The sequence below is a fragment of the Rhizobacter sp. P5_C2 genome (assembly GCF_054049715.1).
Genome location: NZ_JBFULV010000026.1, coordinates 45,936 through 58,496 on the forward strand (window position 1 = coordinate 45,936; position 12,561 = coordinate 58,496).

Annotated in this window: 10 protein-coding genes; 5 read left to right on the forward strand and 5 right to left on the reverse strand. The window is 67.8% G+C overall.

Translation table 11 applies throughout. The features are described from left to right. Positions 1–2: 2 nt before the first annotated feature. The 4 genes from ACXJLU_RS12115 (at position 3) to ACXJLU_RS12130 (ending at position 3,053) form a co-directional block, all read left to right on the forward strand. Positions 3–512 (forward strand): hypothetical protein, encoded by a 510-nt coding sequence (locus ACXJLU_RS12115; RefSeq protein WP_457331154.1) that lies wholly within the window; start codon positions 3–5, stop codon positions 510–512. A gap of 63 nt (positions 513–575) precedes the next feature. Then, complete coding sequence (locus tag ACXJLU_RS12120) at positions 576–731, forward strand: hypothetical protein (protein ID WP_457331156.1); 156 nt, start codon at positions 576–578, stop codon at positions 729–731. A 207-nt stretch (positions 732–938) separates the two neighbouring features. After that, positions 939–1,310, forward strand: a complete 372-nt coding sequence (locus tag ACXJLU_RS12125) for a hypothetical protein (RefSeq protein ID WP_457331158.1) — start codon at positions 939–941, stop codon at positions 1,308–1,310. 69 nt (positions 1,311–1,379) lie between these two features. Beyond that, positions 1,380–3,053, forward strand: coding sequence for a RecQ family ATP-dependent DNA helicase (locus ACXJLU_RS12130; protein WP_457331160.1), 1,674 nt, complete (start codon positions 1,380–1,382; stop codon positions 3,051–3,053). 3 nt (positions 3,054–3,056) lie between these two features. On the opposite strand, the gene ACXJLU_RS12135 is transcribed toward ACXJLU_RS12130, so the two are convergent. Next, a complete protein-coding gene (locus tag ACXJLU_RS12135) occupies positions 3,057–5,069 on the reverse strand; it encodes a sensor histidine kinase, YfiR-like protein-associated (RefSeq protein WP_457331162.1) in 2,013 nt (670 codons plus the stop codon). A 2-nt stretch (positions 5,070–5,071) separates the two neighbouring features. Then, entirely contained in the window at positions 5,072–5,632 is a 561-nt protein-coding gene (locus ACXJLU_RS12140; protein WP_457331164.1) for a TOL_0243 family YfiR-like periplasmic protein, read from the reverse strand. A gap of 170 nt (positions 5,633–5,802) precedes the next feature. Between ACXJLU_RS12140 and ACXJLU_RS12145 the strand changes: the two genes are divergently transcribed. Next, positions 5,803–7,662: a TOL_0244 family TonB-dependent receptor gene (locus ACXJLU_RS12145; RefSeq protein WP_457331166.1), complete on the forward strand. Its 1,860-nt coding sequence runs from the start codon at positions 5,803–5,805 to the stop codon at positions 7,660–7,662. On the opposite strand, the gene uvrA is transcribed toward ACXJLU_RS12145, so the two are convergent. From uvrA to ACXJLU_RS12160, 3 genes are read right to left on the reverse strand one after another with little or no spacing between them, the layout of a single operon-like run. Beyond that, complete coding sequence (gene uvrA / locus ACXJLU_RS12150; RefSeq protein ID WP_457331168.1) at positions 7,637–10,168, reverse strand: excinuclease ABC subunit UvrA; 2,532 nt, start codon at positions 10,166–10,168, stop codon at positions 7,637–7,639. The genes ACXJLU_RS12145 and uvrA overlap by 26 nt on opposite strands. Beyond that, positions 10,165–11,103, reverse strand: a complete 939-nt coding sequence (locus ACXJLU_RS12155; RefSeq protein ID WP_457331170.1) for a cation diffusion facilitator family transporter — start codon at positions 11,101–11,103, stop codon at positions 10,165–10,167. The genes uvrA and ACXJLU_RS12155 overlap by 4 nt, the downstream gene beginning before the upstream one ends. Before the next feature lie 16 nt (positions 11,104–11,119). Further along, on the reverse strand, positions 11,120–12,427 hold the full coding sequence (locus ACXJLU_RS12160) for an NRAMP family divalent metal transporter (protein WP_457331172.1): 1,308 nt from the start codon (positions 12,425–12,427) through the stop codon (positions 11,120–11,122). Positions 12,428–12,561 lie beyond the last annotated feature (134 nt).

The following is a 12,561-nucleotide window of genomic DNA, read 5'->3' on the forward strand; positions in this document are numbered from 1 at the left end:
CCATGACCGAACCCGCCGGCACGCCTGCCGTTGCCACCGACCACGCACCCGTTGTTGCCCCAGCACCTGCCCCGGCCGTTCCGCTGACGCCGCGTGCGCTCGCCGAATCGATGCCGCTCGTCCAGTCCGGTGCGCGCTGGTTCTGGTGGATCGCCGGCCTGTCGGCGGTGAACGTCGGCATGCAGCACTCGGGCAGCGACACCAACTTCGTCGTCGGCCTGGGCATCACCAGTTTCATCGACGCGTTGTTTTCCGGGCTGATGGTCGCCGGCCTGGTGCTCGACGCGCTGGTGCTGGCCTTCTTCTTCGCGATGGGCCTGATGGCACAGCGCGGCAGCATGCGGGCCTTCTATGTGGGCGGTGTGGTGTACGCACTCGATGCGCTGCTGTACCTGTTCGCAGCCGACTGGATGCCGGTCGGCTTCCACGTGCTGGTGCTCTTCTTCATCGGCAAGGGCGCGCTGGCCTTGCGTGCGGCGCTGCAGGCGCAGGAGCACGTCGACGGGCCTTGATGGAGACCAACATCCTTGGCGTGATCCGCCTGACGCGCACAACAGGCCCACGATCCGCGCGCCATGCCACTGGCCGACTACGTGGCCGAGGTGCTCCGCCTTCTGGACGCCGGCGATACGCCGCGAGGCGAGGTCCTGCTCGAGCGCGATTTCGCCCGTCGTTGGTCTGAGCGCGATGGTCGCTACGAGGCCACCTTCGCTGCGATGAACCCGGCCTGAGGCACCCATCCGCGAGCGGGCCCGCGCCGAACCGGTCCGAGAGTGCTCCCGCTCCCCTCAGCCGAGTTGCTCGGCAAGGGCCCAACTCGATGAAGAACGCCTTCACCGCTTCGAGATCGTCGACGCAGGAGACTCGACCTTCGCGCAGTGCAGAATCGACTGACTGCTGAAGCTTGCGTTCGAACTGCCCTGTTCCGGGACCCACTGATGCCGATCCATCCCCAATTTCTTCTTCTGTTGCTTGCCATCGCGGCAGTCCCCAGCGTCATCAGCGGTATCTACCTTTTTGCAGCGCCGAAGTCTGCCTCGGTGGCCAGGCGCATCGCCGGCTCGTTGCACGGAGTCGTCATTGGCTTGCTGGCGGCCTACGTCTACTCTCAAGGCAGCGCCTCTCGGTGCGCGCAGCCAAGATTGGCAATCTTCCTCGTCATCTTGGTGGCACCACCCCTGCTGGTGGCGCTGTCATTCAAGGTCTTCCGTGGCAAGCGGTCGATCCATGGACTGCAGATCATCAACGGCTTCTGGTACCTCAACATGATTGCATTCGGAGCGTTCATCCTCCTGTGTTTGACGACGTGATGGGCGCCATCCCTGCCCCTGCACAAGCCCTACCGTGATGCCCTCGCCACCTTCGCGACACGAGCCCCCATGCCCCGCCCCCGCAGCACGCCCAGCACCGCCCCGATCCAGCGCGCGCTGCGCCAGAAGTTCCACCTGAAGCGCCTGCGCGACGGGCAGCAGGAAGTCATCGACCGCGTGATGCGCCGCCTCTCCACGCTGGCGGTGCTGCCCACCGGGGCCGGCAAGTCCCTGTGCTACCAGCTCCCCACCGTCGTCAACGGCGGCCTCACCGTCGTGGTCTCGCCGCTGATCGCGTTGATGAAGGACCAGTGCGACGGCCTCGCCCAACTGGGCATCGGCGCCGTGCAGTTCCACAGCGCCTGCAACGCCGCCGAACTCGCCCGCGCCGAGCAGGCCCTGGTCGCCGACGACCCGCTGATCCTTTTCACCACCCCCGAGCGCCTGGCCGATGCCGACTTCTGCGCCCGCCTCGCCGCCCGCGGCGTCTCGCTGCTCGCCATCGACGAGGCCCACTGCATCTCGCAATGGGGCCACGATTTCCGGCCGGCCTTCCTGCAGCTCGGCAGCCTGCGCGAATCCCTCGGCCGCCCTCCGGTCCTCGCCCTCACGGCCACCGCCACGCAGGGGGTCATCGACGACATCGTCGACCTCTTCGACATCCCGCGCGCCGGCGTCATCGGCACCGGCGTCTACCGCGCCAACCTGCACTACCGCGCCGAGGCCATCGGCCGTGCCGAAGACAAGCTCTCGCGCCTGCTGGCCCTGGTGCGCGCGACCGAAGGCTGCGGCCTGGTCTACGTCGCCACCGTGAAGGCAGCACAAGAGGTCTTCGAAGCGCTGCAAGCCGCCGATGAATCGGTCGGCCTCTACCACGGCCGCCTCTCCGCCAGCCAGCGCCACGAGCAGCAGGATGCGTTCATGCAAGGCCGCGTGCGCGTGATGGTCGCCACCAACGCCTTCGGCCTCGGCGTCGACAAGCCCGACATCCGCTTCGTGCTGCACCACCAGATCCCGCCCGGCCTGGACGCCTACTACCAGGAGTCGGGCCGTGCCGGCCGCGACGGCCTGCCTGCCGAGTGCACGCTGCTCTTCTCCGACAGCGACCGCTCCGTCCAGCAGTTCTTCCTGTCGGGCCGCTACCCGCAGCTGCAGGATTTCGAGGCCGTGCTGCAGTTGCTGCGCTCCCGCCAGGGGCCGTGGGACGAGGCCGAACTCGACACCGCGTTCGATGCCATCGAACGCCCGCGTCGCAAGCTCGAGGTCGCGTTGAACGTGCTGCGCCAGCACGATCTCATCGATCCTGCGGCACCCGTCGACCTCGCCGCGTTGGTGAAGATCGCCGAGCGCTACGGTCACAAGGCCGAGAGCGACCGGGCCTCGCTGGAAGCGATGGTCACTTACGCGCAGAGCGGGCGCTGCCGCTGGCAACTGCTGCTGGCGCACTTCGAGCCTTCGGCCGAGCATCCGCGTTGCGGCACCTGCGACAACTGCGCGCGCCTGGCCCGCCACGAGGCGGCGGAGGCTGAAGCACCGGACGACGCGCAGCCGCCGCCGCAGATCGAGCTGCCCGCGTTCGCGCTCGGGCAACCGGTGCGCACGCGCCGCCATGGGGTCGGCACGGTGAAGGCGGCCGACGCGCTCAGCGTCACCATCGAATTCCCGAACGGTGCCACGCGAAGCTTCCAGCCGCAGTTCGTCGCGGCCATCAGGAAGCTGCGCGCGGCACCGGTGGTCGCCTGAGCCCTACGAGGAGCGGCGGCTGACGAAGGCGAGCGCACTGTCGATGGCCTCGTTCAGCTGGTCCACGGCGATCGGCTTGGTGATGTAGCGGAAGAAGCCGCCCGCCAGGCCGCGGGCCACGTCGCCCGCCATCGCGTTGGCTGTCACCGCGATGACGGGGATGTGCGCCGTTCGAGGATCCGAACTCAGCACGTGGAATGCATCGCTGCCGTTCAGCCCCGGCAGGTTGATGTCCATCAGGATGATCTGCGGAAGGTGCGCCCGTGCCAGTTCGATCCCCAGCTGGGCGTCCGGCGCCGATATCTGTTCGATGTCACCCCGCAGCGCCACGATTTCACTGACGAGTTGCAGATTGGCCGGGTTGTCCTCCACATGCAGCAACAGCGGTACGGCGATCGTGCGAGAAGCGGCGACAGGCATTTCGGGCCGGGCGATGTCCGACGCTGCGGACTGCAACGACGCTGCTTGCGCAGCCCGCAGCCGGACCTGGAATGAGCTGCCACTGCCCGGCTTGCTGCTCGCTTCGACCTGCCCTCCCATCATCTCGACGAGGCGCTTGGTCACCACGAGGCCGATGCCGGTTCCTTCGACGTTGCCGGCCTCCTGTCCCAGGCGGTTGAACGGCTGGAACAGCGCGGCGACCTGCTCCGGTTGCAAGCCACGTCCGGTGTCGGTCACCGAAATCCAGACCCACTCCGGCGCCGCCAGTCCGCACTCGACGACCACGGCCCCGCCGTCCCGGTTGTACTTGACGGCGTTGGACAGCAGGTTCAGCAGCACCTGCTTCAACCGCGTGCGGTCGGCGATCACGCTCACCGACACCTGCTGCGGGAATGACATCCGGATGCCGCGCTGGTTCGCCGACGGCCCCATCATGGTTTCGCATTCCTGCAGCATCTCCGCCAGGCCCACGGGCTCGAGGGACAACATCATGTTGGCCGATTCGATGCGCGCCAGATCGAGGATCTCGTTGATGAGGTTCAGCAGATGCCGGCCGGCCTTCAGGATCTGCTGCGTGAACTCGACCCGCTTGGCCTCGGGCAGCGCTTGCGAGTTCGCTTCCAGCAGCTGCCCGAACCCGAGGATGGCGTTCAGTGGCGTTCGCAGCTCGTGGCTCATGCTGGACAGGAACTCCGACTTGGCTCGATTCGCCTTCTCGGCTGTCTCGGTCGCCATGGCGAGCTCGAGATTCGACGCTTCGAGTTCGGCGGTGCGCTCGCCCACCCGCTGTTCGAGCTGCTCGTTGAAGCGCATGACCTCCTTTTGCGCCTCGCGCCGATGCTCGACCTCCAGTTCGATCTTCACGAGCGCCTGCTGGCCTTCCATCGCATGCTGCTCGACGACATCCATCATCCGGTTGAACGAATCGACGAGGGTGCCGACCTCGTCGTCGCTGATGCGTTGCGCGCGCCGCGAGTAGTCGCGTTCCAGCACGACCTCGCGCGCCACGCTCGCGATGGCCAGGATCGGCCGCGTCACGATGCTCTGCAGCCGGCGCGTCAGCGCCCAGGCCAACAGCATGGCCAGTGCGGCCACGGACAGTGCCATGCCGGCGTAGTCGATCATCCGCTCGACCAGCGCATGGTCGGCGCGCAGGTAGACCGTGCCCAGCAGTTCGCCGCCCCTGACGATCTGCCGCCAGGCCACCAGGTCGCGGCCTTCCACCAGCTCTGCATTGGCGCCCGGACGGGCCGGGAAACGTGCCCCTTCCGGCTTGTCGGCCCAGCTCGCGAACAGCTTACCCGACGCGTCATAGACCGCCGCCGCACGGACCTGGCTGCGAAAACGCATCAGCGCCAGGTTCTCGGCCGCGACCTTCGGATCATCGAAGGCAAGCGCCGGCGCGATCGTGCTGGCCAGAAGCTCGGCCTGGGTCCGAAGGTCGGCGATCGAGCCGCGGTGGTATTCGCGCAGGTTGTACGCCACCATGGCCACCAGCGCCGTCGTCAAGGCAACGAAGGTCGTCAACAGGACGACCGCCATCAATTTCGTGCGCAGCGATCGGGCCTGCTTCATCGTCAAGAGCCCGTAGTCACTTTGCGAGCCACGGCAAGCAGGCGAGAACTGATCTTCAGGCCGGCCAGCTCCGCCGCGGAGGGAAGAATGTCAAACCGCACCTTCTCGTCGACCACCACGAAGTTGATCGCGACGACTTGTGCCTGGCCGTCCTCGGCCTCGCCCACCGTGAGCAGGGGTTGGCCCTTGGCAGCGGCGAGAACGGCGCTCAGCCGGTGCGCAGCGGCCCGCCCGACGAACAGCACATGCAGGCCCGTCGGTGAATCGCCGGTGCGCAGTTCGCGTACCGACACGGCGCGATCGGCGACGGCTCGGCCGGCGACCGTCTGCGAAAGCTCCTGCATGAGCGCCTCCGAGCCCATGACGCCGATCACGAGCGGCGCCTCCCGCCCGTCGAAGGCCCGCGTCGGCCATTCGGTGAAGGCCAGGAACTTGAAGAGGTACGCAGCCTTGATCTGGGTTTCGCCCGCGGACCTGATGCCCTGCGCCACCGCGGAAGCCAGCGGCAGCATCGACGCGCCCAGTTCCAACGCTCGACGCAGCAGGACACGGCGGGAAACCATGCCGTTAGAGTAGGGGGTCTCGGCGGGCCTGTCGAGCCTGCGTGCCCGGCATTTTTCGTGGAGGGAATGCCATGCGAGCCTCATTCATGAAGTCAGGATCCCTGCAGAGGATGGCAGGGCTGTCGGCACGGTGGATGGCAGCGGGAGCTGCCGCGACCGTCGCATTGGGCGTGAGCCTGCTGATCGCCACCTCGGCCGCGTCGGCTGCCGATCGCGCGGGAGACGGCTTGCTGAGCCTGAGCCTCGAGGAATTGAGCGACGTCACGGTCTCGTCCGTGTCGCGGCGCGATCAGCCCTTGTCGGAGGCGGCCGCGTCGATCTACGTCATCAGCGGGGACGAGATCCGCCGCGCCGGTGTCTTGTCGCTGCCCGAGGCACTTCGCCTGGCCCCCAACCTGCAAGTCGCCGCCATCGATGCCAGGCAATACGCGATCTCCGCCCGGGGGTTCAACGGCAACATTTCCAACAAGCTGCTGGTGATGGTCGATGGGCGCACCATCTACTCGCCCCTGTTTTCCGGCGTCTTCTGGGACGCTCAGGACTTCGTCCCCGGCAACATCGATCGCATCGAGGTCATCAGCGGTCCGGCCGGTGCCACCTGGGGAACCAACGCGGTCAACGGTGTCATCAACGTGGTCACGCTGCCGGCCGCGAAGACGCAAGGGGTCCTGGCCTCTGCCACCGCGGGCACGCTGGAAAGATCGGCCACGGTCCGGTTCGGATCGAGCCTCTCGGACAGCCTCGCGGTGCGAGGCAACGTCAGGAGCTTCAAGCGGGATGCCAGCGAATTGCGCACCGGAGGCGATCAGGGCGATGCATCGTCCGGAACCTTCGCCGGCTTGAGAGCCGACTGGAAGCAGCACGGCGATGCTGTGGCGATCGATGCCAATGCCTACACCGGCACCACGGATGACAGGCCCGTCGCCGGCGCCGTCGACCTGTCGGGCAGCAATGTCCGGGGGCAGTGGACTCGGCAACTGGCGCGCAACAGCGAGTTCGACGTCCAAGCGTATGTGGATCGCACCAAGCGCACGGACAAGTACCTGTTGCAGGAGGCGGCCGACATCGTCGACGTCGAAGGAAAATTCCTGCGTGTCGACGGCGTGCATCAATGGCTGGCCGGCGCGGGCTACCGGCATGCCTCGTCGCGCTCCGAGCCGGGCCTGATCTTTTCATTTCAACCGACCGAGCGACAGCTCGAGTGGTACAGCGCCTTCGCCCAGGACCAGATCGGCCTGACCGAGGACGTTGCACTCACCCTGGGCCTGAGGATGGAGCGCAACGCCTACACCGGTTGGGAGGCGCTCCCGAGCGCACGCCTGGGGTGGAAGCTGCCTGACGCCGGCCTGGTCTGGGCCGCGCTGTCGAGAGCCGTCCGCTCGCCTGCACGCTTCGACCGGGACATCTTTGCGCCGCCCAAGCCGCCTTACGTGTTCGCCGGGGGGCCGAATTTCGACTCCGAGATCGCCAATGTGGCCGAACTGGGCTACAGGATCCAGGGGAGTTCCAGTGCCTCTTTTTCGATCACCGGCTTCGTGCAGGACTATCACAGGCTGCGCAGCGGGGAGTTCGTCGGGTCATCGATCGAGCTGGAGAACCGGATCAAGGGCCAGGTGCGTGGCATCGAAGCATGGGGCAGCTGGCAGCCCGCCGCCATCTGGCGCCTGGACCTGGGTGGCTTGTGGCTGGACAAGAACCTGCGCCTCGAACCCGGCAGCACCGATCCGACCGGCCCGAGCAACCTTGGCAATGACGCCCGGTCGCAATGGTCGCTGAGGTCGCTGCACCGTCTGGGGGACCACCTGGACATGAGCCTCTCGGTGCGCCATGTGGGCGAACTTCCTGCGCCGCTGATCCCGGCCTATACGGCAACGGACATCGTGCTGAACTGGAAGGCGCGTGCGGATCTCCAACTGACCCTCGGCGTTCGAGATGCCTTCAATCGAGGGCACGCCGAATACCAGGGCTTCACCTCCATCAGCGAAATTCCGCGATCGGCCTTCATCACGCTGACCTACCAACCCGATTGATGTTCGACGACGCCCTGGTTTCCGCTCGTTGCCGCAGGTAGTGCGCCGTCCGGCTCCCGGTGTTCGCGGCCAGCTCCCGCGGCGTTCCGCTGGCAACAATRCGGCCGCCCGCGGCGCCTCCGCCCGGCCCCATGTCGATCACCCAGTCGCAATCGGCGATGACCCGCAGGTCGTGCTCGACGACGATGACGGTGTTGCCGCGGTCCACCAGGTGCTGCAGTTGCTTCATCAGGCGGTCGACATCGGCGGCATGCAGCCCGGTGGTGGGCTCGTCGAGCACGTAGAGCGCATCGCCACGCTGTGCGCGCTGCAGTTCGGTGGCCAGCTTGATGCGTTGCGCCTCGCCACCCGACAGCTCGGTGGCAGGCTGGCCCAGCCGGAGGTAGCCCAGGCCGATGTCGCTCAGCAAGGCCAACGGCTGGGCGACGGCCGCGTCATCGGCAAAGAAGGCGTGCGCCTCGTCGACCGTCATGCCCAGCACATCGGCGATGGTCTTGTCGCGCAGGTGCACTTTCAAGGTGGCGTCGTTGAAACGCGCGCCGTGGCAGGTCGAGCACGGCGCGTAGACGCTCGGCATGAAGAGCAGCTCGACGCTGACGAAGCCTTCTCCTTCACAGGTCGCGCAACGCCCCTTGGCCACGTTGAACGAGAACCGCCCGGCATCGAAGCGGCGCGAGCGTGCCGCCGCGGTGCCGGCGAACAGCTTGCGAACGTGGTCGAACAGTCCGGTGTAGGTGGCCAGGTTGGAACGCGGCGTGCGGCCGATCGGGCGCTGGTTGACCTGCACCAGCCGCTTGATGCCTTGCAGGCCGGACACGATGCGGCCCTTGCCCTGGACGGCGCCATCCAGTTGCAGCGTGTCGACGTCTTCGTCGGCGGGAGGCGGTTCGTCGCCCAGGTGCTGATTCACCAGCCCGACCAGGGCCTGCGTCACCAGGCTCGATTTGCCGGACCCCGAGACACCGGTGACCGCCGTCAGCGAGCGCAGCGGAAACTGCACGTCGACGCCCGCGAGGTTGTTCAGCTCGATGCCCTGCAACACCAGCCAGTCCGCCGCGTCGCGCGTCGGGCGCTTTCCGGTCGATGGTTCCTCGAACAGGTAGCGCGCCGTGTGCGATCCGCGGACCTTCCGCAAGCCTTCGGGCGGCCCGCTGTACAACACGCGTCCGCCCTGCGCGCCGGCATCGGGGCCGACGTCGACCAGCCAGTCGGCGCGCCGCATCACATCGAGGTCGTGCTCGACGACGAAGATCGAGTTGCCCGATTGCTTCAGCTGATCGAGAGCCTGCATCAGTGCCTCGTTGTCGGCCGGGTGCAGTCCCGCCGAAGGCTCGTCGAGCACGTAGACCACGCCGAACAGGTTCGAGTGGATCTGCGTGGCCAGCCGCAAGCGCTGCAGTTCGCCGGGCGACAGCGTCGGCGTGCTGCGGTCGAGCGACAGGTAGCCCAGGCCGAGCCGCTGCATCGCCGCGATCCGCGCCACCAGATCGGCGGCGATGCGTTGCGCCGCGATGCGCTTTTCTTCCGGCAGGTCGGGCGCGGCCGATGCCAGCGCGCGCGCCAGGTCGTCGAGCGACATCCGCGACAGCTCGCCGATGTCCCGCCCGGCGAAGGTCACCGACAGCGACTCCTGCTTGAGCCGCTTGCCATGGCACAGCGGACACGGGCTGCCCACCATGAAGCGGGCCACGCGCTTCTTCATCAGCGCGCTCTGCGTGGTCGCGAAGGTCTGCAGCACGTACTTGCGTGCGCCGATGAAGGTGCCCTGGTAGCTCGGCTCGGCCTTGCGCCGCAGCGCCGCGCGCGTCTCGGCCGGCGTGAAACCGGCGTAGACCGGCACGGTCGGCTGCTCGTCGGTGAAGAGGATCCAGTGGCGGACCTTCTTTGGCAGGTCTCGCCACGGCGTGTCGACATCATGGCCGAGCGTCACCAGGATGTCGCGCAGGTTCTGCCCCTGCCACGCGGTGGGCCACGCGGCGACGGCACGCTCGCGGATGGTGAGCGAGTCGTCGGGCACCATCGTCTTCTCGTTCACTTCGAACACCCGCCCGAGCCCGTGGCACTCGGGGCAGGCGCCTTGCGGCGTGTTGGGCGAGAAGTCCTCGGCGTAGAGCATCGGCTGGCGCGGCGGGTAGCTGCCGGCGCGCGAGTACAGCATCCGGACCAGGCTGGACAGCGTGGTGACGCTGCCGACCGACGAGCGCGCGTTCGGCGTGCCGCGCTGCTGCTGCAGCGAGATCGCCGGCGGCAGGCCTTCGATCGAGTCGACCGCCGGCACGCCGACCTGGTCGATCAGCCGGCGTGCATACGGCGAGACCGATTCGAAATAGCGGCGTTGCGCCTCGGCGTAGAGCGTGCCGAACGCCAGCGACGACTTGCCCGAGCCGGACACGCCGGTGAACACCACCAGCGCATCGCGCGGGATGTCGACGTCGACGTTCTTCAGGTTGTGCTCGCGGGCGCCGCGGACTTCGACGCGCCCGGCGATCGGGCGGCGGGCGGTCATTGCGTGGCAGAGCCGGGCTCTGTGGTGCTGGGCAATGGCATGGCGGCAGCTTCGATGAACAAGCGCTTGATTGTCGGGTACGCCGCGCGCACCTGGCTCTGCAAGGCCGTGGTGGCAGCGGCCGCATAGTCCGCGCTGACGCCAGGGGCAAAGTCGAGATCCATCGTGACCAGCACCTCGTCCGGGCCGATGTACATCGACAGGATGCGCCCGACACCGCTCACGCCGGGTTGCGACAGCGCGAGCTTGCGGATCGCCCGGGCGGTCTCCGGCCGGATGCCCTCGCCGATCAGCAGGCCGCGAGACTCGGCAATCAGCAGCACGGCCACGCCCGACAGCAGCACGCCGATCAGCATCGAGGCCGCGCCATCCAGCTCGGGCATGTCGAGCCGATGGCTGAGCCCGATGCCGGCCGCCGCGATCAGCAGCCCGATCAATGCAGCGGCATCCTCGGCCAGCACGGTGTAGGTGGTCGGATCCTTGCTGCGGTGCAAGGCCTCCCAGAACGGCGTCTTGCCCGCCAGCTTCATGAACTGGCGCAACGCGACCAGGAAGCTCGCGCCCTCGAAGACGAAGGCCAGCGCCAGCACCACGTAGTTCCAGCCCGCATCCTTCAACGGAACCGGGTTCCGCACATGCTGCACGCCCTCGTAGAACGAGATGCCGCCACCCAGCCCGAAGATCAGCACGGCGACGATCAGGCTCCAGAAGTACAGCTCCTTGCCATGGCCGAAGGGATGCTCCTCGGTGGCCGGCCGCCGGCTCAGGCGCAGGCCCACCAGCAGCAGCACGCCGTTGAAGGTGTCGACGCCGGAGTGGATGCCTTCCGACAGCATCGCCGAGCTGCCGGTGATGCCGGCGACGCTGAACTTGGTGATCGCGATCGCCACGTTGGCGGCAATCGCACCGTAGATCGCGACCCGGGACTCGGCCACCGCGCCGCCCCGCCCGTCAGAGGACCGAGGCCACGAGCATCGCGACGCTGGCGGCGGCCATCACGACGGTCGCGCCCCAGCCCAGCACGCGCCAGACCCGGCCCAGCGGCATCGTGCCGATCACCTTCGGCGTCGACGACGCGATCATCACGCCCACCATGATCGGCACCGCGATCACCGCGTTGACGACGGCCGACCAGTACAGCGCACTCATCGGGTTGAAGCCGGCGATGCTGATGCACACGCCCACCGCCATCGCCGCGGCCAGGATGCCGTAGAAGGCCTTGGCGAGGTGCAGCGGCTGGTCCAGCCCCTTGCGCACGCGCGCCACGCTGGCCACCGCGTAGGCCGCCGACCCGGCGAGCACCGGCAGCGCCAGCAGGCCGGTGCCGATGATGCCGGCCGCGAACAGCACGAACGCGAAGTTGCCGGCGATCGGCTTGAGCGCCTCCGCGGCCTGGGTCGTCGTCTCGACGTGGCTGATGCCTTGCTGGTGCAGCGTGGCCGCGCTCGCGACGATCATGAAGAACGCGATCAGGTTCGAGAAGCCCATGCCGACGATCGTGTCGAGGCGCAGGCGCTTGAACTGCGCCGCGCGCTGGGCCGGCGCGCGCAGCAGCGGCTGGTCCTCGGCCACGCGGTGTATCTCCTCGACCTCCTGGGCCGCCTGCCAGAAGAAAAGGTAGGGGCTGATCGTGGTGCCCAGGATCGCGACGATGGTCGTCACGTAGTCCTTGCTCCAGCGGATCTGCGGCAGCAGCGCGCCGTGCAGTGCGGTGCGCCAGTCGACGTGCACGGCGAACGCCACGCCGACGTAGGCGAACAGGCTCAGCGTCAGCCACTTCAGGATGCCGACGTAGCGCTGGTACGGCAGCCACACCTGCAGCCCGAGCGACAGCAGGCCGAACCCGATCGCATAGGGCGCCGCCGGGCCGCCCAGCACCTGCGCGAGCGCGTCGGCCATCGCGTTCAGGTCGGCACCGAGGTTGATCACGTTGGCGACGACGAGCAGCGAGACCAGCCCCTTCACCAGCCACGCGGGGCAGAGCTTGGCGAGGTTCTCGGTCAGGCCCTTGCCGGTGATGCGGCCGATGCGCGCGCTGGCGAGCTGGATGCCGACCATCAGCGGAAAGGTCAGCAGCACCGTCCAGCCGATGCCGTAGCCGAACTGGGCGCCGGCCTGGGTGTAGGTGGCGATGCCGCTCGGGTCGTCGTCGGCCGCGCCGGTGATCAGGCCGGGGCCGAGGGTCTTCCACCACGATGGCTTCCTGCCCGGGGAGGGTTCGGCGGAAGGGGCGCCGTTCTTCGACGTTGCGATGGCCATGCGGCGATCATCGAAAACCCCGGCAGCGCCTGCCATAGGAGCGCGACGGCTTGCGCCGTAGGACAAGTGCCGAACGACGGTGAGTTACCCTGCACCCTCACCACTGGAGAAACGAATGGCCATTCAAGCACAGC

Coding starts and splice junctions, on each gene's coding strand:
- ACXJLU_RS12120 (WP_457331156.1), top strand. CDS start 576: ATGCCACTGGCCGACTACGTGGCCGAGGTGCTCCGCCTTCTGGACGCC.
- ACXJLU_RS12115 (WP_457331154.1), top strand. CDS start 3: ATGACCGAACCCGCCGGCACGCCTGCCGTTGCCACCGACCACGCACCC.
- ACXJLU_RS12130 (WP_457331160.1), top strand. CDS start 1,380: ATGCCCCGCCCCCGCAGCACGCCCAGCACCGCCCCGATCCAGCGCGCG.
- ACXJLU_RS12160 (WP_457331172.1), bottom strand. CDS start 12,427: ATGGCCATCGCAACGTCGAAGAACGGCGCCCCTTCCGCCGAACCCTCC.
- ACXJLU_RS12125 (WP_457331158.1), top strand. CDS start 939: ATGCCGATCCATCCCCAATTTCTTCTTCTGTTGCTTGCCATCGCGGCA.
- ACXJLU_RS12135 (WP_457331162.1), bottom strand. CDS start 5,069: ATGAAGCAGGCCCGATCGCTGCGCACGAAATTGATGGCGGTCGTCCTG.
- ACXJLU_RS12140 (WP_457331164.1), bottom strand. CDS start 5,632: ATGGTTTCCCGCCGTGTCCTGCTGCGTCGAGCGTTGGAACTGGGCGCG.